Annotated in this window: 19 protein-coding genes and 3 pseudogenes; 9 read left to right on the top strand and 13 right to left on the bottom strand. The window is 64.5% G+C overall.

The features are described 5' to 3' along the window. Position 1 precedes the first annotated feature (1 nt). The 6 genes from AC629_RS29635 to AC629_RS29610 all read right to left on the bottom strand — a co-directional run bounded on the left by AC629_RS29635 (position 2) and on the right by AC629_RS29610 (position 9,804). Positions 2-1,651: a hypothetical protein gene (locus tag AC629_RS29635; RefSeq protein ID WP_084808392.1), complete on the bottom strand. Its 1,650-nt coding sequence runs from the start codon at positions 1,649-1,651 to the stop codon at positions 2-4. A 170-nt stretch (positions 1,652-1,821) separates the two neighbouring features. Next, positions 1,822-3,699 (bottom strand): flagellar protein, encoded by a 1,878-nt coding sequence (locus AC629_RS29630; RefSeq protein WP_084808391.1) that lies wholly within the window; start codon positions 3,697-3,699, stop codon positions 1,822-1,824. 20 nt (positions 3,700-3,719) lie between these two features. Next, entirely contained in the window at positions 3,720-5,603 is a 1,884-nt protein-coding gene (gene flgK, locus AC629_RS29625; protein ID WP_084808390.1) for a flagellar hook-associated protein FlgK, read from the bottom strand. Positions 5,604-5,638: 35 nt separating this feature from the next. Continuing rightward, positions 5,639-7,456: a flagellar hook-basal body complex protein gene (locus tag AC629_RS29620; RefSeq protein WP_084808389.1), complete on the bottom strand. Its 1,818-nt coding sequence runs from the start codon at positions 7,454-7,456 to the stop codon at positions 5,639-5,641. A gap of 291 nt (positions 7,457-7,747) precedes the next feature. Further along, positions 7,748-8,260 (bottom strand): peptide-methionine (R)-S-oxide reductase MsrB, encoded by a 513-nt coding sequence (msrB, locus tag AC629_RS29615; protein WP_084808388.1) that lies wholly within the window; start codon positions 8,258-8,260, stop codon positions 7,748-7,750. Between the two features lie 86 nt (positions 8,261-8,346). Further along, on the bottom strand, positions 8,347-9,804 hold the full coding sequence (locus AC629_RS29610) for an NAD(P)/FAD-dependent oxidoreductase (protein ID WP_084808387.1): 1,458 nt from the start codon (positions 9,802-9,804) through the stop codon (positions 8,347-8,349). Positions 9,805-9,897: 93 nt separating this feature from the next. Between AC629_RS29610 and AC629_RS29605 the strand changes: the two are divergent. The 3 genes and pseudogenes from AC629_RS29605 (at position 9,898) to AC629_RS29595 (ending at position 11,475) form a co-directional block, all read left to right on the top strand. Beyond that, a pseudogene (locus AC629_RS29605) lies at positions 9,898-10,435 on the top strand (SixA phosphatase family protein). A 56-nt stretch (positions 10,436-10,491) separates the two neighbouring features. Beyond that, the gene (locus AC629_RS29600) at positions 10,492-10,917 is read left to right on the top strand and encodes a universal stress protein (protein ID WP_084808386.1); all 426 of its coding nucleotides are present in this window, start codon (positions 10,492-10,494) and stop codon (positions 10,915-10,917) included. A 96-nt stretch (positions 10,918-11,013) separates the two neighbouring features. Continuing rightward, a complete protein-coding gene (locus tag AC629_RS29595; RefSeq protein ID WP_084808385.1) occupies positions 11,014-11,475 on the top strand; it encodes a hypothetical protein in 462 nt (153 codons plus the stop codon). A gap of 13 nt (positions 11,476-11,488) precedes the next feature. On the opposite strand, the gene AC629_RS29590 is transcribed toward AC629_RS29595, so the two are convergent. Beyond that, positions 11,489-11,725 (bottom strand): DUF1127 domain-containing protein, encoded by a 237-nt coding sequence (locus tag AC629_RS29590; RefSeq protein ID WP_084808384.1) that lies wholly within the window; start codon positions 11,723-11,725, stop codon positions 11,489-11,491. A gap of 185 nt (positions 11,726-11,910) precedes the next feature. Here AC629_RS29590 and AC629_RS29585 point away from each other — a divergent pair, with 185 nt between their 5' ends. After that, a complete protein-coding gene (locus AC629_RS29585; protein WP_074117337.1) occupies positions 11,911-13,254 on the top strand; it encodes an aminotransferase-like domain-containing protein in 1,344 nt (447 codons plus the stop codon). Between the two features lie 78 nt (positions 13,255-13,332). Here the strand turns inward: AC629_RS29585 and AC629_RS29580 are convergent, their stop codons facing one another. Together AC629_RS29580 and AC629_RS29575 are read right to left on the bottom strand one after the other, a co-directional pair. Further along, positions 13,333-13,932, bottom strand: coding sequence for a YdcF family protein (locus AC629_RS29580; protein ID WP_084808383.1), 600 nt, complete (start codon positions 13,930-13,932; stop codon positions 13,333-13,335). A 162-nt stretch (positions 13,933-14,094) separates the two neighbouring features. Further along, entirely contained in the window at positions 14,095-14,682 is a 588-nt protein-coding gene (locus tag AC629_RS29575; RefSeq protein ID WP_084808418.1) for a hypothetical protein, read from the bottom strand. A gap of 79 nt (positions 14,683-14,761) precedes the next feature. Here AC629_RS29575 and AC629_RS29570 point away from each other — a divergent pair, with 79 nt between their 5' ends. Continuing rightward, positions 14,762-15,196 carry a hypothetical protein gene (locus tag AC629_RS29570; protein ID WP_084808382.1) on the top strand — a complete coding sequence of 145 codons (435 nt, stop codon included), beginning with the start codon at positions 14,762-14,764 and terminating at the stop codon, positions 15,194-15,196. A 4-nt stretch (positions 15,197-15,200) separates the two neighbouring features. Here the strand turns inward: AC629_RS29570 and AC629_RS29565 are convergent, their stop codons facing one another. From AC629_RS29565 to AC629_RS29555, 3 genes and pseudogenes are all read right to left on the bottom strand, one after another. Further along, positions 15,201-17,600, bottom strand: coding sequence for a bifunctional diguanylate cyclase/phosphodiesterase (locus AC629_RS29565; RefSeq protein ID WP_084808381.1), 2,400 nt, complete (start codon positions 17,598-17,600; stop codon positions 15,201-15,203). Between the two features lie 104 nt (positions 17,601-17,704). Further along, positions 17,705-18,661 (bottom strand): annotated as a pseudogene (locus tag AC629_RS29560) (MFS transporter); the annotation flags it as partial. Between the two features lie 54 nt (positions 18,662-18,715). Continuing rightward, positions 18,716-19,087, bottom strand: coding sequence for a tRNA-binding protein (locus AC629_RS29555; RefSeq protein ID WP_084808380.1), 372 nt, complete (start codon positions 19,085-19,087; stop codon positions 18,716-18,718). Positions 19,088-19,189: 102 nt separating this feature from the next. Here AC629_RS29555 and AC629_RS29550 point away from each other — a divergent pair, with 102 nt between their 5' ends. After that, positions 19,190-19,549, top strand: coding sequence for an ArsC family reductase (locus AC629_RS29550; RefSeq protein ID WP_084808417.1), 360 nt, complete (start codon positions 19,190-19,192; stop codon positions 19,547-19,549). A gap of 3 nt (positions 19,550-19,552) precedes the next feature. Here AC629_RS29550 and AC629_RS29545 read toward each other — a convergent pair. Further along, positions 19,553-19,885, bottom strand: a pseudogene (locus AC629_RS29545) (hypothetical protein); the annotation flags it as partial. A 371-nt stretch (positions 19,886-20,256) separates the two neighbouring features. Between AC629_RS29545 and AC629_RS29540 the strand changes: the two are divergent. Genes AC629_RS29540 through AC629_RS29530 form a run of 3 tightly spaced genes read left to right on the top strand, consistent with a single transcriptional unit; the run spans position 20,257 to position 23,010 of the window. Continuing rightward, entirely contained in the window at positions 20,257-21,012 is a 756-nt protein-coding gene (locus AC629_RS29540) for an ABC transporter ATP-binding protein (protein ID WP_084808379.1), read from the top strand. A 48-nt stretch (positions 21,013-21,060) separates the two neighbouring features. After that, complete coding sequence (locus AC629_RS29535) at positions 21,061-21,753, top strand: ABC transporter ATP-binding protein (RefSeq protein ID WP_084808378.1); 693 nt, start codon at positions 21,061-21,063, stop codon at positions 21,751-21,753. Positions 21,754-21,786: 33 nt separating this feature from the next. After that, complete coding sequence (locus AC629_RS29530) at positions 21,787-23,010, top strand: ABC transporter substrate-binding protein (protein WP_084808377.1); 1,224 nt, start codon at positions 21,787-21,789, stop codon at positions 23,008-23,010. The last annotated feature ends 65 nt before the right edge of the window (positions 23,011-23,075 follow it).

The raw sequence follows: 23,075 nt of genomic DNA, 5'->3' as shown, positions 1-23,075 counted from the left end.
CTTAGACCTCGATGGCTGGCGTACCCGGCGACACCGCGCCGGCGGCGCGGTCAAGCAACAGCTCGATCTTGACCAGGACGTGGGCGACCCGATCGAGCACGTGTTGCAGATTCATTTGCGATCGTGTGACATCGGCTGACCACGCCTCCGTCACGAGCCGTGCGCCGACGCAGAGGCGCAGCACGGACTGCGGTGCGCTGTAGGGCCACTCCAAGCGAGCCGGCTGGCCGATCAGGCAGCGCTGCTCGGCGACCTGCCGGTCGGCCGCGCTACCGCTGATCTCCTCGCTCATATCACGCGCCAGTGCCCGGTGAACGGCGCTGGTCTCGGCAATCGAGACCGGTCTGCCGTCGCGCTGCAGCGTGAATGGAAAGATCGTGGCTTGCGCGAATTCTTCGTCATCAGCGCCACCGCTCTCAGCTGGGCTCGGGACGGCTCGAAGCGATGGTGACAACGCGATCATGCTGTCGATGCCGACGGCAAGTTCGGCCAGCGCCTTGGCGCGGAAAGCCCCGGGGACGGCATAGTAGCTGCCGATCTCCGCGAGCGCCGCCTCCCAGCGCAGCCATTGCCCGAAATTCGGCCGTCGCTCGAAGCGAGAGCGCAACCCCGTCCAGGCCATCGGCCAGTCGCAGCGGCCGGCATAGTCGAAGAAGCCCGGCGCAATCTCGCCAAGTCGATCGACCGCGCGAGAAAATCCCTTGGGAACCAGCAGCGCGCCGCTGAAGGCAGGTCCGCCGAAAAACTTCGAGCCGGTCATCAGCACCATGTAGCCGCGATCGAGGCAGGCGCGCAGGCGCCGGCGCCCGAGCCGCATCTGGCAAGCATCAACCACAACCTGCACTTGGCTATGCCAGCGCCTGGCAATCTCGTCGAGGCAGGCCTCGCTTGGGGCACGCCAGCCGAGTTTTGACGAATCCATGATCTGCAACAGAACGCGGCGGCCTTGCGCGAGGCTGTTCTCGATTGCGCGCAGTACCGCGGCATCCGCATCCGCGCGCATCGCGATGTCGGACCCGGTGTCGAGCAGCGGCACCGCAATGCTGTCGCCGGCAAGCCCCGCAACCGCGCCATCCTTGCGGACCGCAAAGCCACTCGCCGTCATGGAGCTGAAATGGTGCCCGCGCGCGGTATGGACCGTACCGCTGCCGGTCTGGTCGGTCCCGACCACGATGGTCACCAGCGATGCGCCAAGCACTGCGCGCGCCAGGAACAGGGCGTGGAGCTGCGAGTCCGTTCCGGACGGCGAGAACACGACGTCGACGCGCGGCGAAAGCTGGAGATGGCCGCGCAACTCGTCTCGCATGTCCTCGCAGCGCGCGTCGAAGGCGACTTCGACCTCGTCGAACAGGCACTTGTGCGTCAGCTCTTCGCGCGCCAGCGCGGCGCGGTCATAGGCTACTTGCGAGATCGAAGACGCCGTCGAGGACGCGAAATTCCAGAGCTCCGGCTCCGGCGAGGCCGCACAGCCATAGGCGTTGACGCGATCCATCGGATCGAGCAGCAGCCGCGGATCTCCGCCGGAGACGAGAAGCGTATCAAGCGGAGTGAAGAGATCGAGCAGACGGTAGCGCGAGTCACCGTCGGACGCTCGCTCGGTGATTGGCAGATGGGATGCGCCGGCGCTCATCCCGAAAGGCTCACGCCGCATCGGCCGCCGCCGCGGGCGCCGGCGCGAATTGCGAGGAAATGCTCGACACCTGCCCGCCGAAGCACGGCGTGGCCACCACCAGCTGCATCTTGTCCGACATAGATGGCTCCGCCCCGCTCAATCCTCACCAAGAGGTAAAGAGGCGTGGTTAACGGCGCCTTAACGTTTCCTTACAGGAACTTGACGAGCGAGAGCTGTGCGAGTTTCGCGGTAGTCTGGTAGGATGCCTGGAGCACGTTCTGGAGCGCAAGGATCTCGCTCGCCACCTGGTCCGGCGAGGCCGACTCCGCCTGGTCGATGATGTTCTGGAGCTGCGCCTTGGCCTGGGTCTGGCGCGTGGTCGCGTCCTTCATGGTGTTCTGGGCCATCGCGATGTCGGTCTGGATATCCTCGATGCGCTGCTGCCCGGGCTGCTGGGTCAGCGCCTGGGCCGTACGCTGGCTCAGCGCCGCAATCTGCCCACTCGCGTACTGCCCGGTCGGCGAGGTCGAGAACGTGCCGAACACGGCGATCGACTGCAGCTGGCGCCGGATCGCATCCTCATCGGCCTGGGCGCCGTACTGCACCGTGACGGAATCGTCGACCCGCGCCACCGCGGTGGAGCGTGCCGAGCCCGGCCCGTCATTGCCGGTGTACCACTTCACGGTGTTGGCCGAGCCGTTGACCAGCGTTGTCGCCGAGCTCGCCGGCGAAGAGCCGACGCGCAATGGTGGCTGCGTAGCTGTCACCGGGGTCGAGCTGAAACCGAGCGAACCGAGCGCGGCCACCGCGCCCGGAGTCGAGCCCGATATGCTCAGGCTCGCTGCATCGTCGGTATTGATCGTGATTGCGCCGCCGTGGATCGTCGACGGCTTCGAGGTCCCCGTGATCGAGTCGATCTTGCTGAGCAGGGTCTGGATACTGTCGGTGACATTGAGCTGGTTGCCGGTCGCGCCCGAGGCAACGAAGCTAAGCGCGGTACCGTTGACGGTGATGGTGTCGCCGACAGAGAAGCCTGGCGAGATCGAGTCCGAGGGAACTGTGCCGGACAGTGCGGTCGCTCCGCTGATGGGTGTTGCCGCCTGGCTGGTCTTGGCACTGCCCATCGCCGAACTCGCGGTGTTGAAGAAATTGTCACCGGCGACGACGGCGGACGCCGCCACCAGCGAGGTATTGGCAAGCTTCGTGATCGCGGAGTTGAGGGCCGCATTGAGATTCGCGGCGGTGTTGGCCGGACTGGTCGTGTCGATCGCGAAACTGCCGGCGGGCGTCGGCGTGGCGGTCGACGCGGTCAGGTCGATCTGCTCGGTCGAGCCGTCCGGCAACGTGAACTTGACGCTCAGCTTGTCGCCATTGCTCGGATTGGTGCCGTTGAGATCGACCGAGAACGACACCGGAGAGCCGCTCGGGCCGCTGACGGTTGCACCCGTCAGCGTCGAAGAGACTGCCGCGATCTTGAGCCCGAACGGCGAGCCGGCGACGTCCTCCGACACCTTTACCGAGCTCGGCGTCGGCTGCGTCTGCACCAGCCGCCCCATGCCGTTGGCGCCGAGGTCGGCGGCCTGACGCTCCGCCATGACGGTCTTGAGGCCGGCCTGCGTCGTGGTGCCGTTGATGATGTCGTCGGCATTGGCGACCGACGGGGTGTTGAAGGCCGTTCCGGAAAACAGGTAGCGATTGCCCGTCTGCGTGTTCAAAACACCGACCATCGAGCCGAACTGGGCCGCGGCCGTGTTCTGCGCAATCGTCTGTCCATTGACGTTGAGGTCCTGCCCGGTGTTCGCGGCCCCCGTCTGCACAGTGTTGCGAATGGTCGTCAGCGCCTGCAACGCCGTATTGGCGAGGTTGATGCTGACATTCACATTGGTGATCGTGTCGGTATAGGCGGCGATGTTCGACAATTGCGCCCGCGAGGCGATCGCGAAGCCCTCGTTGGTGCCCATCCCGGAATAGTTCTGCGACAGCTTGCCGGTCGAGAGCTGCGTCGACAGGTCGGTGAGCTGCTGGTTGATGTTGCGGATCTGGGAGCCGAGAATCGACGAGGAGTAGTTGATGCTGCTGATCGACATCTTTCAGAGCCCTGTACTGGTTACGCTTGAGCCTGGAGCAACGTGTTCATCATGCTCTGCACCACCGACATCACGTGCGCATTGGCGGCATAGGCATTCTGAAGCTGGATCAGGTTCGACATCTCCGAGTCCAGGTTGACGCTGGCGGTCGAATTGAACTTAGCCTGGAGCGTCGAGACCACGACGCTCTGGCCCTGCTGGAGCTGGGTCGCCTGGGTCGCGGCATTGCTCTGAACGCTCAGGAACTGCTGGAGATAGTTGGAAATGCTGCCGCTGAACGGCTGGCTCGCCGAGCCGAGACCGGTCTGCGGCGAATAGGAGTACACCGCCGTAGTGAGCTGCGAATAGAGATAGTCCGAACGCGTGGTGTCGCCCGCGGGCGTCACCGGCGAGGTGCTGTAGACCGACATCCTGGTCGGATCGGTCACCAGCTGCGTATTCACCGCGATGCGCCCGGCAAGGCCGGTCATCTGTGAGCCCGAGGCCGTGATCGCGCCGGTGTAGAGCGCCTGCCCGCCGTCGGTGAACAGCGGCAGTTGCGGATTGCCCGAGGTCAGCGACGAGATCGTCGTGGTGATCGAGGACGAATTGACCTTGGCGAGGCCGGTGCCGTCATCGGTGATCCTCAGCGTCGTGGCCGTCGCTGGCGACGGGGCGGCGGAGAACGTCAGATGCGCGCCGGAAAGCGCGGTGTTCAGCGCAGAGGCGATCGCGCCCATGCCGCCGGAGAAGTTGACGCCGACCCGCATCGGATTGGCATTGGTGGCGTTCTGCAGCGGCAAAGCCGCCGGATCGGTCACGTTGACCAGCGTGATCTGGCGCTGGGTATTGGTCGTCGTGTCGGTATAGGTGATGTTGACGGTGTTGCCCGGCTGCGCACCGGCGAGGTCGACGTTGAAGCCGGCCGGCGGACCCGCGACCGCGCTGCCGGCCGTGGTCTTGTCCGAGAGCGCGCTCGACATCGTCGCGGCGAGCTGGTCGATCTGGTTCTGCGCCTGCACCAGCGTCTGGTCGCGCAGCTTCAGATCGGCCGCGATCTGGCCCGAAGAGACCACGTTGTTGGCGACGACGTCGAGCGACGATCCATTCGGAAGCTTGATGGTGAGAGCGCCGACGCCGGATTTTGCTGCATCGGTGTTGTATAGCGACGTCGCCGACAGGGCGCCTGCGGACGAGTAGGAGAATTGCGAGGCGAGCCCGGCGCCGACGAGCTGGATGCCGGTGGTGGTGTAGATGTTGGCCTGGTTCGACCCGTCGGTCGTGACGCGAACGTCGACATATTTCGACAGCGTGTTGATCGCCTGATCGCGCTGATCCATCAGCGTTGCGGCGGTCGGATCGTTCGGCGACAGGCCCTGGAGCTTGGTGTTGATGTCGGCGATCTGCTGCATCGCCGCGTTGGCCTGCTGCGCCGAGGTGCCGAGGTCCTGGTCGACGTTGGAGCGCAGCGACTGGATGCCCTTGGTGGTGACGTTGAGCTGCTGCGCCAAGGCCTGCGCGGCACCGACGGCGACTGTCTGCGCCGACGACGAGCCCGCGCTCGTCGACAGCGCCTGCAGCGCGGTGGTGAAATTGTTCAGCGCGGTTTCGAGCGTGCCGCTGTTGCCCGGCGTGCCATAGACATTCTGAAGCTGTTTCAGGATGTTGGCCATCTGGTCGGCGTAACCGCTGCCGCCGGTCTCGGTACGCAGCTGATTCAGCACAAAGCTGTCGAGCTCCCGGCTGACGCCGGTCGTCATCACCGTCGCACCGAAGCCGCCGGTGGTGACCTCGATCTGGTTCGGCGTCTGGACGACGTAACCCGGCGTCTGCGAATTCGCGACGTTCGAGGAAACGATCGAGAGCGCGGCCTGGTTGGCACGCAGGCCGCTCATCGCACTGGCGAGGGCTGAACTCAAACCCATGTTGACTAGCCGCCTTTGGTTACGTCACGCGCCGATCAGCGCAACACGTTCAAGAGGTCCTGCACCATCGAATTCGCCGTCGTGATCACCTTGGTGTTGGCCGAATAGGCCTGCTGGGTCACGATCAGCTTGGTGAACTCGTCGGCAATGTCGGTGTTCGAGCCTTCCAGCGACGAGCCGCTGATGGTGCCCGAGGCACCCGCGATCGCCGGACCCGACTGGTCAGTGACCGCATAGGCGCCGCCGTCCATCGCTTTCAGGTAGTTGGTGCCGTTGAAGTGCGACAGCGTCACCTGGGCGAGGTCGAGGTTCTGACCGTTGGAGAAGGTACCGATCACCAGGCCATTGTTGCTGACGGAGACCGAACGGAGCTGACCGGCAGCGTAGCCGTTCTGCGTGATGGTGTTGATGGTCACCGCGCCACTGGTGCTGGCATATTGCGTCAATCCGCCCGAGGAGATGTTGAAGGCCACCGAGCCGAGCTGCTGACCGCTGACGCTGACGTTGTTGATGGTGATGCCGGAGCCGCTCGGCGAGGTGAGCGAGCCGTCGCTGGCGAAGGTGAAGGCCTGGCCGGTGTTCACCCAGGCGGTCTGCGTACCGGTCGCATTCGGGTCGGTCTGGTAGAACAGGTTCCAGGTGTCGGAATGCCCAGCGCCGAGCGAGGCGCTGTCAGTCTTGGCCCAGCGCAACTGCAGGTCCACCGGGGTGCCGGAAGCGTTGTAGGCCGTCACCGCACCGCCACTGATCGACTCCTTGGTGAAGGTGGCGACGTCGTTGCCGATCACCGTACCGGTTCCGACCGTGCCGGTGCCACGTGCCTGGGTTACCGGGCTCGTTAATCCGAGCGCGGAGAACGCGGACGCCGTGCTCGTGATGCTGAGGTCCTGCGCCGTGCCGGTGTGGAAGGTGATGGCACCGTTCGAGGCGCTGATGGTCGGCGCTACACCCGTGGCGGTGCCGATCGCCGCAAGCAGGTCGCCGACGGTGCCGTCGGCGGGAACGTGCGTCGCGTCATGCAGGCCGCCCGCCGCAGTAATCGTGATCGTCGTCGCAGGGGACGTACCGACGATAATGGTATCGCCCGCCGCAAAGCCTGTTGTCAGCGAGTCGCTCGGCGCGGTGCCCGACAGTTTCGTCGCAGCGGTGATCGGACCCGGCACACTGTTGGAGGCAGCCCCACCAGTGAAGGTAGCGTCCTTGCGCGGAGCCGGAGAGCCGACCGGCAGGGGATTCGTTGCGAAGTCAGCCGGATCGAGACCACCAGAGGCCACGAGCGTGCCGCTCGCCGCAGTGGAGCTCGCCACCGTCTTCGGCTGCGTCGGCAGGTTCGCCCCGTACTGGATCGAGGTCGTCGCCTGCGCCGGGACAAAGTTGTTCTGGAACTGCAGCACCGTCGGCACGCTGCCGGTGGGATTGCCCGTCTTCGGATCCACCGTGACGCCCATCAAATAGTAGCCGGCGCCGTTGACGAGATTGCCGTTGGAATTGAGCTGGAAGTCGCCGCGACGGGTGTAATAGTTGACGCCGTCGAACACCGGTACGTTGTCGACGACGCCGCTCGCCTTCTGCACCGAGAAGAAGCCGTCGCCGGTGATCGCCATGTTGGTGGCGACGGAGGAGGACGAGATCGTGCCCTGCGAGGTGATGGTGGCCTTCGCGTTGGCCGTCACGCCGCCCGCGACCTGCTTGCTCGGCACCGAGGCGTCGGGAATAAGATCGACGAAGCTGGTCCCGATGCCCTTGTAACCGGTGGTGGACGAGTTCGCGATGTTGCCGGAAATGTTCTGAAGCGCAAAGGACTGCGCCTGCAGGCCACCCACCGAGGTGTTCATTGCATCGAAGATACCCATAACTTTGTCTCCAAATCCGATCCCGGCGGCGCCGACGCAGGGCCGCAATCGAAGGAGACTTCGCAAGGGCTATGCCAATGCGGGTATTCTCAGGAAATCAATGACTTGAATAGACAGGCTCAGTTCGGATGACCGGGGCACAATTGCCGGGCCGGCAACAATTGCCGGGACGTTAGGGTCATTCCGGGGCGGTCCACAGGACCGAACCCGGAATCTCGAGATTCTCGAGTACGCAATCGCACACCATAGTTCGATGCTTACACATCGCCCCAGAATGACAACTACAACTGCCTAGGTCGCCGACGCAGCCGCCGGGTGGAAGACCAGACCGAAACCGTCGATGCAGTAGCGCAATCCGGTCGGCTTCGGACCGTCGTCGAAGACGTGGCCGAGATGGCCGCCGCAGCGCCGGCAATGCACCTCGGTGCGAACCATGCCGTAGGTACGGTCCTCGGTCTTGCCGACATTGCCTTCGATTGGCTGGTAGAAGCTCGGCCAGCCGGTGCCGCTCTCGAACTTGGTGTCAGACGCAAACAGCGGCAGGTCGCAGCCGGCGCAGGCGAAGATGCCCTTGCGGTGCTCGTTGAGCAGCGGGCTGGAGCCAGGCCGCTCGGTGCCGTGATTGCGCAAGATCTCATATTGCTGCGGCGTGAGCTGGGCACGCCACTCGGCCTCCGTCTTCTGGATCTCGAACTTTTCCGCGGCCTTCTCTCCGGCCTCGGCCGGGGATCCTCTCAGCCAGCGGAAGGCCGAAAGACCGAACAGGCCGGCGACAGTCGTCAACAGGATGCGGCGGTCAAACATCTCATTCTCCGTGCGCGGGGAGTCCACGCCCTGAGATACGGGCTCTAACGGCCGACGTTACACTTCCGGGCGAAGTTTTTCTCAACTTATTGCGAGACGCTGATGTCGTCCGAGGCCGGTTCCACGTGCTCCGCCACAGGTTTCGGCGGCGGGGTCAGCCGCGGCCGGACACCGGGCAGCGGACGTCGCGGACCAGTGCCGGCGGCCCGGTTAGCCTCGGCGAGACGCGCCTCGCGTTCCCTGTCCTTGACCCGCGCCCGTTCGCGGTAGCGGGCAAGCGTGCCTGCGGCGGCAGAACTCGCCCTGCCCCAGATCCCGACCAATTGGCCGGCGACGCGTCCGGCCGCACCGCCCGCCCAGACCAGCTCGAACGGCAAGAACAGCCGCCAGCGCTCGTCGCCCCACAGGATGCTGCGCGCGATCAACTGCCCGGCCATGGCCGAGGTGTTCATGCCCTGGCGGCCGAATCCGCTTGCCACCCACAGTCCTTTGCGCAACTGGCCGATCTGCGGCATGCCATGCACGGTCTGACCGGTGGCACCGCCGAACATGTCGGTGACCTCGACATTGCCGAGTTGGGGAAAGATGGATCGGATCCGTCGCCTGACGGCGCCCGCAAAGCGCTGCGGACGCGCGGCCCAGGTGGTCTCCGGGCTCTCCCACATCAGCCGGTCGCCGTCGACGATGCGGAAGTGGTCGACACCATCGGAATCCATCACCGATCCCTTGAAGGCGATGATCTCATGCACGCGCTCACCGAGCGGCGCGGTGATCCCGGCATAGCGCCAGACCGGCAGCAGCGTCTCCGACAGGCGCCTCAAGGGCGCGCCGAGATGAATGTTGCCGGCGAGTACGATGTGCGTGGCGCGCAGCCGCGCCGTGGGCGTCACGATGCGCTTGCGGACGCCGGAATGATCGATGCTGACCACCGGCGTATCTTCGAAGATGCGGGCGCCGGCGCGCCGCGCCAGCGCCGCAAGGCCGTGCACATATTTGCGGCCGTCGACCTGGAATGCCCGGGGATAATACACGCCGTGGAAGTAACGATCGGTCTTCAGCACCTTGCGAACGCGATCGGCCTGCCAGCCCTCGACCTCGGTGTCGAAATCCTCGCTCAGCATCTGCAACCGGCTGATCAGCCGGTCGCCGGCATCGACATTGGAGACTTCCAGCACGCCGTCGCTCGGGCCGATCCCCGGCATGTTCTCTTCGGTGGCGTTGGCGCGGACGAACTCTGCGCCCTCCTTCGACAATGCCCACAATTCGCGCGCGTCCTCGAAGCCGACGCGCTCGATCAGCTCGGTGAGCGGCAGCGCAAAACCCGGCGTCACCGTGCCGAGCTGGTTGCCGGAGGCATTCCAGCCGATATGGCGGCCCTCGAGCACCGCGACACTGGCCCCGAGGCGGGCCGCCTCCAGCGCGATGGAGAGCCCGGCAAGCCCCGCCCCGATGACGCAGATGTCGGCGTCGAGATCGAACGACAGCCGCATGCGCTCGCGAAGGCCGGCTTCTTCCTGGGACTCGCTTGTGAAAGTCTCACTCATGTCGTTTTCTTAAAGGACCGATCGGGCGCTTGTCACCTTGTCCTCAACCGGCGTCTGTAGATTATTCTGGACGTGTAACGATTCGAGAATGCCATGCGCCGTTTGATGCTGCTGCGTCACGCCAAGACCGAGACCGACGCACCGAGCGGCCGTGACCGGGATCGCCGCCTCGACGACCGCGGCCACAGGGATGCCGCGCAGATCGGCGACTGGATCGCCGCCCATCCGCCCTTCCCCGATACCGTGCTGGTGTCGCATGCGGTCCGGGCCCGGCAGACCTGGGACATTGCCTGGACCGCGATGAAGGACCGCGTCGCGGCGCCGCAGGTCGAGATCCTGTCGGAACTCTACGGCGCCCATCCCGCGCAGATCCTGGAGTCCATTCGCACTGCAACCGTCCCGGCCAACCCGAAGCGGTTGCTGCTGGTCGGCCACAATCCCGGCATGCACGAGGTCGCGCTCATGCTGATGGGCGGCGGCGATCACGCCGGCGCCAAGGCGCTCGCCCACAACCTGCCCACTGCGGGGCTTGCGATCTTGGACTTTGACGTCAAGGATTGGGGGGGACGTGGCCTACCGCCACGGCAAACTGGTGCTGTTCGTCAGCCCCAAGCTGCTTCGAACGGGATGAGACGCGCGGGCGCCGTCTCGACCGTTTGATCCAGCCTGGTCAATTGGGAGGCGCAGATGTTCAAGTCCATTCTCGTGCCCATCGATCTCGCCGACACTGATCTCGCCAAGCCGGCGATTGCAACTGCGTTGACGCTGTCGCAGACCTGGAACGGATCGATACGCCTGCTCAACGTGCTGCCGATGACGCCAGTGATGCTGGCCGAATACGTGCCAGCCGATTTCGACGAGCAGCAGCGCCAGACTTCGGAAGAAGCACTCGCCATCGTCGCACGCGAATCCGGCATCGAGCCTTCCCGCATCTCCAGCGTGGTGCGCCAGGGCGGCATCTATCACGAAATCCTGGAGGAAGCAGCGCACATGAAAGCCGACCTGATCGTGATGACCTCGCACCGGCCGGCGATGCGCACCTATTTCCTCGGCTCCAATGCCGGGCACGTCGTGCGTTATGCGAAGTGCTCGGTGCTGGTGGTCAGGCACTGAGCATGATCCGGAAAGCGCAGCGGTTTTCCGAAGAGATCATGCTCGAATAACAACCTAAAGCGCGATGCCATCGCGCTTTGAGCTCGGAGCAATAGCGTGAAGCAATGGTGGCGGAGATGGACTTACGAGGTCCCGCTCGCGATTGGCGACGCCTTGTGGGAGGTGCTGGTCGTACAATTGGCGGCGCTGCTGGACAGACTGACGGTGCGGAAGGTCATCGCCTTCATCCCCGTCGCTATCATCGTACTAGCCTATTACCACAGGATCCCGATTCCGCCGGAGCTAATGCTGGTCGGCGATTTCCTCGCCTATATCGACATCTTCTCGGTGCTGTTCCTGCTAGGCGTGTTGAGCCGCGTCACGACGATTCTGTTCGTCGTGAGGCAGGCGGCGGCGCGCATCGTCCTGCTCGCCGGCAGCCTCGTCGCGCGTATGCAGCGCATGGACGTCCGGCATGGGCGCCAACGCGGTGCCTCATCGAGGCCTCGCCGCAAGCCCGACCGGTCCGAGGACGATCGAGCTTTGGGCGGCGTGTGGGACCAGGCCGCGATCGCCTGATCCCGGCGGTCCGTTACAGATACCGCGTCAGCTCGGCCTTGACATGCCCGTAGACCGCGTCCTCGATCTGGCAGCGCGTGATCCCGATGTCGCGCAGGGCGCGGTCGTCGAGCTCGCTCAGCGTCTTGACGGCGGAGCGGTGCTCCAGGCGGTCGAACAGCGCATAGGCGCCGCTGGCGAGTGCGCGGAAAAATCCGCCCGATGAGGATGGGCGTAAACTCCGCCCGGCAGTTTGCGAGATCGTGTTCATTTTTCTTCTCCGGCCTGCTGTCCACGCGGCGAAGCGGATGCCGTTGGCGCAGACGCGGCAAGCGCCTGAACCTCACTTGCCGTCGGATTGCTCTCGCTCACCTCGGCTCAATCGCGGACCTTGATGGAACCTAAATGCTCCAGTACATTGCTCGGTACAAGGGAAACATTGCTCTCGGTGCAATAATGTCCAAGTTCGAGTACGTGAAGCTTGCCGATGCCATTGCCGCCGATATCTCTAACGGCACGTTAAGGCCCGGCGACCGGCTGCCGCCGCAGCGCAATTTTGCCTATGATCGTGGCATTGCCGTCTCGACCGCGAGCCGGGTTTATACGGAATTGCTCCGCCGCGGCCTCGTCGTCGGCGAGGTCGGCCGCGGCACCTTCATCTCCGGCGATATCAGGCGCGAAGTCGAGACGATGAGCGAGCCGCGCGATGCGCGCATCGACTTCGAGGTCAATTACCCCCTGGTGCCGCAGCAATGGGCCATGATCGCCAAGAGCCTTGCGGGGCTCGAGCGCGTCGACGCGCTCGAATCCGTGCTGCGCATCTCGACCAGCACCGGCACCAAGAGCGCGCGCAATGCCGCCGCCGCCTATCTCGCGCGCAAGGATTTCGCGCCGCAGGCCGAGCAGATCGTCTTCACCGCCAATGGCAAGCAATCGCTCGCGGCCGCGCTCACGGCGCTCGTGCCCACCGGCGGCCGCTGCGGTGTCGAGGCGCTGACCTATCCCTACGTCAAGAGCATCGCCGCGCGGCTCGGCGTGACGCTGGTCCCGATTCCGATGGACGAGTACGGCGCACGGCCCGACGCCATCCAGAAAGCGCATCGCGAGGCCCACCTGTCGGCGCTGTATCTCCAGCCCATCATCCAGAATCCGCTCGGTGTCACCATGAACGCGACACGGCGCGCCGACATCATGCGCGTCGCCGAAAAGCTCGACCTCACCATCATCGAGGACACCGTCTATGGCTTCCTCGCCGACGACACGCCGCTCGCGGCGCTCGGGCCGGACCGCTGCATCGTGCTCGACAGCCTCTCCAAGAAGGTCGCGCCGGGGCTTGCGCTCGGTATCCTCGTCACGCCGCCGCATCTGCGCGAGAGCGTGATGAGCGCCGTCCGCACCGGCGGCTGGATCGCCTCGGGCCATGCGGTTGCGGCCGGGCAGCGGCTGATGGCCGACGGCACCGTCGCCGAACTGACGCGGCTTAAGCGCATCGACGCCGCGCGCCGTCAGCAGACCGCGGCAAGGCTGCTGGCCGGCTATCAGCTCGCCGCCGACCCGCGCTCCTATCATCTCTGGCTCACGCTGCCGCCGCACTGGCGCTCGCAGACCTTCGTCGCGGCGGCAGCCCGGCGCGGCATCGCATTGACGCCATCCTCGACCTTCGCGATCGCGCATGGCCACGCGCCGAATGCCGTGCGCCTGGCGCTCGCCCCGCCCTCGCCCGAGCAGCTCGATTCCGGTCTGCGCACGATCGTGTCGCTGCTCGGCACCAAGGAAGAGGATTTCGACTCGACGGAGTAGCCAGAGCGTTTTCGAGCGAAGTGGATACCGGTTCGCGTAAAGAAAACGCGTTAAAACAACAATCCAGCCGCTTGCCTCTCAGGGCTCCGGCCATTCCGCGATGAAGCCCTTCGCCTTGTACGGCTCGATCTTGTCCCATTCGTACAGCATGCGGCGGCAAAATTCGGCGTCGGTATGCCATAGCTTGCGCGGCGTTGCGAAACTGTCGACGGTGAGCAGCATCTTCTCGACCTCCGGCCAGTGCCGGTGCAGCGTCATCGGATAGCGCCGCGCGGTCCAGGTATTGCCGACGCAGATCACGCGGTGGATATTCCGCAGTCCCAGCGCGGCCTCGATGATCGGCAGCGAGAGGATCACATTCTCCCCGGTGTTCATCGCGCGATGCTCCTCGAGGATCCGCTCCGCCGGAATGCCCGCCGCGACCATCGCCGCCTTGATGATGGTGCACTCGGATTGCTCCGAGCCCGGGGTCACGCCGCCGCTGACAACCGACCAGCGGAAATAGCCCTCACGCCACAGCCGCGCAGCGGTCCCGGCGCGCAATGCGACATCCTCTCGCGTGCCGAACATGAACAACAGATCGGCCGGCACGAGTGGCGTGTCGATCAGATGCCTGCGGTTGATCTCCGAAATCTCATCCGCGCTCGGCAGGCGAGCGGTGCTATCCTTGGTCGACATGCCTGCACGATGCGGCAGCGGCGCTCGACCGCGAAGTCACGTTTGATTGCGGCCGGTTGCAAAGCTAGAGCGTTTTCGAGCGAAGTGGATGCCGGTTCGCGTAAAGAAAACGCGTCAAAACTAGAATCTAGAGCCGCGTTCCGATGGAATCGGAACGGGGCTCTAGGGCAGCAGCGACTCGGGCAGACGGTGGAGCGTATAGCTCCGCGGCTGGTTGCGCCGCACGAAACCGCCAACCTGCCAGGCGAACAGCGCGGCAAAGCCGACGATGAACAGCGCGCCCGCAAATTCGCCGATCGTAAGCGCACGGATCAATAGCCCCGCCATCGCCACTGTCAGCATCGCCAGGAACGCCAGCACCGCCGCATAGGTCTTGTGGCCAAGCCCCGCAGTCAATTGGGCGCGGCTACCGGCCTGCGCCATCCGCGCATGCAACGCGACGATGAACTCGCGAAAACCGTTGTCTTGCGGCGCCATCAGTGCTGCGCTCTGCCAGCTCGTCGACAGGATCGCGATGCGGCCGCCACCGGTGCGACTGATGTCGGCGCGAAAGCGGTGCCGCTGCATCGACACAGGGCGGAACGACAGCCGGATCGCCGAGATCTCGTCATAGCGCCACAGGCCGGAGCGGCCGGCGATGTGCCAGGAAAGCCCGTCCTCTGTCAGCTCGAAGCGATGCGCCGAGCCGATCAGCGACGCCTTGTAGGCATAGCTCCTGGCCGAAGCGGCCTCAGCTCCCAAAACCTGCATCTTCACAATCAATCCCGTGCGCGCAATCCAGTCTGCGATCGGCTTGCGCGATCGCCCTCGCCCATCCTACAAGCGGGGCATGGCTGAGACGACCTTTTTCCCGCGCCGCCTGATTCTCGGCGCCGCCGTGATCTCCGGCGTGCTGCTCGCGCTCGCGGTGCACATGCTGGGCGCGCGCTACGGGCTCGACCTCGGCGGCCTCTGGCGCTCCGACACCCACGAGTTCATACCCGCGGGCGCGGCGATCGCCTGGTGGCTGATCGCGACCGTGGGCTTTTCCGGCGGATATTTCACGGCGACATTGATGCAGAGCGCTGTCTCCGGCCAGATACCGCAACGGATGCGGCAATTCCTGATCGCCGTCGGCGTGCTCCTGCTTGCGGGTGCGGGCCAGGTGGCCTCGGCGCCGAGCCCGATCCCGACCGTCTCGGGTGTGCTCGCCGGGCTCGCCGCGCTGTGCCTCGGCGCCGTGATGGCGTTCTGCGGCGCGCATTTCGCACTTCGCCGCGGCTAATCCTTCACGCGGACGCGCGCAGCCTTGGACGTTCCAGCATTATCGTGACGTCTGACGCAGGCCTCGGCTTGCTGAACAGATAGCCCTGCGCCTGGATGCAGCCTTCACGCCGCAGGAGCTCGAGCTGCTCATCGTTCTCGACGCCTTCCGCCGTGGTCACGATGCCGAGGCTGCGCCCCAATCCCGTCACCGCGCGGATGATCGCCACGGAATCCTCGCGCCTCCCAAGCTCGGACACAAAGGAGCGGTCGATCTTGATCTTGTCGAAGGGGAAGCTGCGCAGATAGCTCAGCGACGAATAGCCGGTGCCGAAATCGTCGAGCGAGATCCGCACGCCCATGGCGCGCAGCTCGTGCAACGTCGTCAGTGTCGCCTCGCTGTTCTGGAGCAGCACGGATTCGGTGATCTCGAGCTCGAGGCGGCGCGCAGCGAGCCCCGAGGCGGCCAGCGCCTCGGTCACGGATGCGATCAGGTTGGGGTTCTTGAACTGCACCGGTGACAGGTTGACGGCAACACCGATCTCGTCCGGCCAGGTCGCCGCGTCAGCGCAGGCGCCACGCAGCACAAGCTCGCCGAGCTGGACGATGAGACCGGTTTCTTCGGCGAGCGGAATGAAGTTGATGGGCGAGATCAGGCCGCGGTGCGGATGGTTCCAGCGCAGCAGCGCTTCAAAGGCGACGACGCGATCGCTCGCGACGTCGCGGATCGGCTGGTAGTACACGGCGAATTCATTTCGTTGCAGCGCTGCGCGCAAATCCATTTCCAGGAGGCGCCGCGCCTGCGCGCGGGCATCCATGCCGGTCTCGAAGAAGCGGTAGGTACCGCGGCCGTCCGCCTTGGCGCGGTAGAGTGCCAGGTCGGCGTTCTTCAGCAGTTCATCGGGGTTGTCGCCGTCCTGCGGCGACAGCGAAATACCGATCGAGACGCCGATGACGATCTGATGATCGTCGATCTCGTAAGGTGCGGAGATCACTTCGACGAGACGGCCGGCAAGCACCGTTGCGGCGGCTTCCTCGGACCGGCCGATCTGAACCACGGCGAACTCGTCACCGCCGAGCCGGGCCACGGTGTCGTTCTCGCCGACACAGGACGCAAGCCGCCTGCCAACTTCTTTCAGCAGCGCGTCGCCGATCGGATGTCCCAGCGAGTCGTTGATGTCCTTGAAATGATCGAGATCGAGACAGAGCACCGCGAGCTGGTCATTCGTCTTTGCCCGGCGCAGTCCCTGTTCGAGCTGCTCGTGGAACAGCACGCGGTTCGGCAGATTGGTCAGCGCATCGTGGCGCGCCATGTGCGAGATCCTGGCTTGCGCCTCCAGCCACTCTGTAATGTCCTCGAAGGTCGCGACCCAGCCACCGCCCTGCATCGGCTGGTTGACGACCCGGATCGAGCGGCCGAGCCGATTGACGACTTCGCTCGTGGTCCGCCCCTCACGCGCATCGGCGACGAGGCGCGCGAAGAATTCGACGGGATCTCCGTTCCACTGGCCCTTGCTCTGCTCTTCTTTCAGCACGTCGAGCAGCGGGCGGCCGGTGAGCTGCATGTCCGAGCGGCGCAGCATCGTGGCATAGCGCTCGTTGAAAAGCAGAATCTTGCCGTCAGCATCGAACATGCACAGGCCCTGCGACATGTTCTCGAGCGCGGTATCCAGCACGATCTGCTGACGTCCGAGTTCGCCCTTGGCGCGACGGTCGAGCACCGCCGCGGCAAGCGCGATAGCGAGAATGGCAGCGGCCGCGCTGGCGGTCAGGATGGACAACGACGCCGGCGGGATCGAAAGACCGCCGATCCCTACCGTAGGATCGGGCGTCAACTCCAGCGCCCCCATCGCGGTGAAATGGTGTGAGACGATGGCAACCGTCAACAGGACCGTCCCGCCCAGCGCATTGGACAGGCTGTCGCCTCTTCCCGCGACGAGCAGGGCGAACGATCCAAAAACGATGCCGAGCAGGATCGAGATTGTGACGGTACCGGTTGCCCAGCCGACATGGGCGGGAATCTCGAACGCCATCATGCCGGTGTAATGCATGGCCGCCACGCCGCCGCCGACGACGGCACCGCCGAACGCAACCAGCGGTCCCCGCGTCGTCGAAACCGAGATGCTGAGACCGATGAAGGTGACTGCGATCGCAAAGATCAGCGACAGGACCGTCACCGGGATGTTGTAGGCGCCGCCGGCGCCCGGCCCGTATGCCTGCATCGCGATGAAATGGGTCGCCCAGATGCCGCAGCCGGCAACGGCAGCATCCAGCGCGATCCACGCTACGCGAGCACCGCCACGCGCGGCACGGGCCCGATGAAACAGGCTGATCGCCGCCGCGCTGGCGAGCAGGCACACCGCGCCGCCAAGTGCGACCAGGCGCCAATCGTGCTGGTCCGTGAGACAGTAAAGAACTTGGTACATTGCCGGCCCCTGTTGGACAGGCACTAGAACCGGCAGAAGTGGACAGTCGGTAACTGATCAGGAGCCGGTTACCGCAATGGTGAACAGACAATGTGTGCGGTCGCTCACATTGGATGCCCCTGATCCTTTGCGCCAAGGCCGATCACGCCGGCAGCGAGCAGCAGGACGGCTGCCGATATGATTAGCGACTGGTGAAGGCCCGTCATGAACGCGCCGTTCGACGCCACCAGCGAGCCGAACAGCGCGACGCCGAGCACGCTGCCGGTCTGCCGTGTCGCATTCAGGATGCCTGCCGCGATGCCGGAGCGCGCCTTCTCGACACTGCCCAGCAAGGTCGAGGTCAGCGGCGGCACAAGGAGACCAAGTCCGCCGCTGATCGCGATCAACTGCGCGCACATCGCCCAATAGCTCGTCCCGGCTTCGATCCGGAGCAGACCGAGACAGCCGAGCGCCGATACACAGGCGCCGATGACGATGGTCGGGCATGCGCCGATGCGCTCGGCGAGGCGCGGCGCCAGCAGGTTGACCGGCAGCACCGCGCCCATCATCGGCACGAAAGCAAGCCCGGTCCACCACGCCGACAGCCCGTTGATCCTCTGGAAGTAGAGGCTGAGCACGAAGATCAGGCCGTAGATGGCGATGTTCACGAGCAGGCCGACGATGGTCGTCAGAGTAAACAGCCGGTGACTGAACAACAACAGGGGCAGCATCGGCTGCGCGGCGCGGCTCTCGCGCCAGACAAACAACACGGCGAAGACGGCGGCCGCCGCGAAGGCGGAAAGCACGAGCGGATGCCGCCAGCCGAGCGCGCCACCCTCGATGATCGCCCCGGCAAGTGCACCCAGCGCGCCGATCGCAGCGAGTTGTCCGGGAAGGTCGAGCTCGCGCGAGGGTGCGCGGGTGGTCTCGCTCGCATGGCGCCAGCTCAGCCAAAGGCCGATGAGGCCAATGGGCAGATTGACCAGGAAGATCGCGCGCCAGCCGACCAGCGTGATCAGCGCGCCTCCGACGAAGGGGCCGGCGGTGAGCGCAAGGCTCGCTCCGGCCGCCCAGAMCRYKMCGAAGCGGCCGTGAGACTTAACTCAGCGCCTTATGGGGCATGGACTCGTGCGCCGCTAGAATAGCCGCCCGCCGTTCGGCACGGGCTTGCACGGCTGGACCAGCACGACCTTGCCATCGGCGTCGGGGAAGCCGAGCGTCAGCACCTCCGACACAACCGGCCCGATCTGGCGCGGCGGGAAATTGACGACAGCCGCGACCTGTTGTCCCACTAGCGTCTCGAACGGATGATTTTCGGTGATCTGCGCCGAGCTCTTGCGCACGCCGATCGCGGGGCCGAAGTCGATCCACAGCCGCCAGGCCGGCTTGCGCGCTTCCGGGAACGGCTTGGCATCGACGATGGTGCCGATTCGGATATCGACCGCGAGGAAGGTACTGAAGTCGATGGTGGGCGACGCAGCCGCGGCGGGATCGTGGGTGACGTGCATTGAATGTCCGTTTGGAGAGTGGCTTCGTTCGCAATATTGTGGCGCGAAGCGGAGTTTCGTACAACGCCGCAGCCGAAGCATCACGCATGCGCGAGGAACGTCTTGCCCAACATCATCTACGGCATCAAGAACTGCGACACCATGAAGAAGGCGCGGGCCTGGCTTGACGCCCATGGCGTCGCCTACGAGTTTCACGACTACAAGTCTGTGGGCGTGGAGAAGGACAAGCTCAAGCTGTGGAGCGACAAGCTCGGCTGGGAGACGCTGCTCAATCGCGCCGGCACGACCTTCAAGAAGCTGCCCGACGCCGACAAGGAAGGTCTCACCGAAAAGAAGGCGTTGGCGCTGATGCTGGCTCAACCATCGATGATCAAGCGTCCGGTGCTGGAAGTCGGCGGCAAGCTCCTGGTCGGCTTCAAGCCGGACATCTATGCTAAGGAAGTCGGCGCCAAATCACGCTGAGCGCTAGTTCAGCTCGATGATCTTGGTGGTGACGCCGGCCGAATCCGCGAATTCGACCAGTTCGGCAGCGGCGATACGGCCGGGGGCGTGGTGAAAGAGGTCGCGGTCGATCACCGCGCGCAGTTTGGGACGCGGCAGCGCGTCATTTCGGCGCATCAGATTCTTGATCTCGAAACCGCCGTCCTCGCAGAAAGCCTTGAGCGAGGCGATGATGTGACAGACGCTTCCGTCGGTCTGGAACGGCGGCAGCAGGCGTTCATAGGCAACGATACGACCGTAGATGTCGTCGACGTCGGCAACGCTGTAAACTGGAAGCCCGCGCGCCACGCATTCGTAGGTGCGGCGCTTGCAAAATCCAAAACAATATTCCCGGCAGATCGAAAGCCCGCGCATGATCCGTGCTTCGGGAAAACTTTCTATGAAGGCTGGCGCGTGGGACGAAAGACCGCTAACGACGGCTCGATGACCGGTGCCTTCGCGAACCGGGAGGCCAGGGCAGGCGCGACATCAAAACAGTTCCGACTAAGGGAGCATATGTCTCCCGGCTGGAGGGCTGACTTGCTCAGCTTTCCGCCTTGCCTAACCCCCGTCACCTCCGGCATATTCCGCGCCCGGAGGCGGCGTTCCGGGACGGGCTCCAAGGCCTCCGGAAAGCCGAAGTAAACTATGGACAGCCACGCGCGGCGCGCGGGCAGGGGGAAATCTGTTTGGCCGATGAGTTCATTCTCGAAACGGAAGGCTTGACCAAGGAGTTCGCGGGCTTCTTCGCTGTCCGCGACGTTGCGCTCAAGGTTCGCCGTGGGAGCATCCACGCGTTGATCGGCCCGAACGGCGCCGGCAAGACGACGTGCTTCAATCTGTTGACCAAGTTCCTGCAACCGTCCGCCGGGAAGATCCTTTACAAGGGACAGGACATCACCGCGATGGCCCCGGCCGACGTGGCGCGCATGGGGCTGGTGCGTTCGTTCCAGATTTCAGCGGTATTTCCGCATCTCACCGCGCTGGAAAATGTCCGTGTCGCGCTGCAGCGCCAGCACGGCAGCTCCTTCGATTTCTGGCGCTCCAAGTCGGTGCTCAACCGCTTCAACAACCGTGCGCTGGAGCTGTTGAACGATGTCGGCCTCAGCGAGTTTGCGAATACGCCAGCAGTCGAGATGCCTTATGGGCGCAAGCGCGCACTGGAGATCGCAACCACGCTCGCGCTCGACCCGGAGATGATGCTGCTGGACGAGCCGATGGCCGGCATGGGCCATGAGGACATCGACAAGATCGCAGCGCTCATCAAGCGGATCTCTGCGAAATATACCATCCTGATGGTCGAGCATAATTTGAGCGTTGTAGCCAATCTCTCCGACATCATCACCGTGCTGACGCGCGGGCAGGTGCTCGCGCAAGGCAATTACGCCGAACTCACCAAGGACGAGCGCGTCAAGGAAGCTTATCTGGGAGCCGGTCATGCCTGAGACTGCCAAGCCGCGGAAGCTCCGGCAAGGGCCGCAACCGGAGGCAACATCCTTCAGGTCCGTAACCTCGAAGCATGGTACGGCGAGTCCCACATCCTGCACGGGATCAACTTCGACGTGAACGCGGGCGAGGTCGTCACCCTGCTCGGGCGTAACGGCGCCGGCAAGACGACCACGCTGAAGTCGATCATGGGCATCATCGGCAAGCGTACCGGCTCGGTGAAGTTCAACAACCAGGAAATCATCCGCGCGACGTCGGACAAGATCGCGCGGATGGGTATCGCGTTCTGCCCGGAGGAGCGCGGAATTTTCTCCAGCCTCGATGTGCGAGAGAATTTGTTGCTGCCGCCGGTGGTCCGCGCTGGCGGATTGCCGCTCGAGCAGATCTTCGATCTGTTTCCGAACCTGAAGGAGCGGCTCAACAGCCAGGGCACCAAGCTGTCCGGTGGCGAGCAGCAGATGCTCGCGATCGCGCGCATCCTGCGCACAGGCGCGAGCTTCCTGATGCTGGACGAGCCGACCGAGGGCCTTGCGCCTGTTATCATCCAGCAGATCGGTCACACCATTGCGCGGCTCAAGAAGGAGGGTTTTACGATCCTCCTGGTCGAGCAGAACTTCCGCTTCGCATCCACCGTCGCCGACCGCTACTATGTGGTCGAACACGGCAAGATCATTGACGGATTTTCCAACGCGGAGCTTGCCGCCAACATGGACAAGCTCCACACCTATCTCGGCGTCTAGAACGGCCACGAGAAAATTCACAAGGGAAGTAGCATGAAGACAAAGTCGATTGCATCGTTTCTGCTTGGCACGGCGTTGGCCGTTACCACCGCTGGCGTCGCCTTCGCGCAGGACAAGACCGTCAAGATCGGTGCGCTGTCCGATCAGTCCGGCCTCTATGCCGACCTCGGCGGTCCCGGCTCGACGCTAGCCGCGCAAATGGCCGTCGAAGATTCCGGCCTTGCGGCGAAGGGCTGGAAGATCGACATCATCTCGGGCGATCACCAGAACAAGCCCGACATCGGCACCGCGATCGCGCGGCAGTGGTTCGACGTCGACAAGGTCGACATCATCGTCGACGTGCCGAATTCCGGCGTGGCGCTTGCCGTCAACAACGTCGTCAAGGAAAAGAACGGCGTCTACATCAATTCCGGTGCGGCGACCTCGGACCTTACCAACGCGCAGTGCACCCCCAACACCGTGCACTGGACCTACGACACCTACATGCTGGCCCACACCACGGGCCAGGCGCTGGTGAAGGCCGGTGGCGATACCTGGTTCTTCCTGACAGCGGACTATGCCTTCGGTGCGGCGCTCGAGCGCGACACCACCTCCGTCATCACCGCCAATGGCGGCAAGGTGGTCGGCAGCGTCAAGCATCCGCTGAACACGCCGGACTTCTCGTCCTTCCTGCTCCAGGCGCAGTCGTCCAAGGCCAAGATCATTGGCCTTGCCAATGCCGGCGGCGACACCACCAATGCGATCAAGCAAGCCGCGGAGTTCGGCATCGGCAAGGGCGGCCAGAAGCTCGCCGCGCTGCTTCTGTTCCTCACCGACGTCAAGGCGCTCGGACTCGAGACCGCGCAGGGCTTGAACTTCACCGAAACCTTCTATTGGGACATGGACGACAAGACCCGCGCCTTCTCCAAGCGCTTTGCCGAGAAGATGAAGAACAACGCTCCGCCGACCATGGTGCAGGCCGGGGTCTATTCGGGCCTGCGGCATTACTTCAAGGCGCTCGAGGCGCTTGGCGGCAATCCGCATGACGGCGTGAAAGTCGTCGAGAAGATGAAGTCGATGCCGACCGAGGACGATCTGTTCGGCAAGGGCGAGATTCAGCCCAACGGCCGCACCATCCACAACGCCTATCTGTTCGAGGTGAAGAAGCCCTCCGAGTCCAAGGGACCGTGGGATTTCTACAAGCTCGTCGGCACGGTGCCAGGCGACCAGGCCTTCACGCCGCTTTCCGAAAGCAAGTGCGCGCTGCTTAAGAAGTAAGACCAACAGCCCGCCGGCAGTCAGCCGGCGGGCAGCTCTAAGGAACGCCGAAGGGACCGGGTGCG

Origin of the sequence: Bradyrhizobium sp. NAS80.1 (assembly GCF_001908205.1) — a bacterium.
In the GTDB taxonomy this organism is placed as follows: Bacteria; Pseudomonadota; Alphaproteobacteria; order Rhizobiales; family Xanthobacteraceae; genus Bradyrhizobium.
This window is presented reverse-complemented; position numbering and strand designations above follow the sequence as displayed.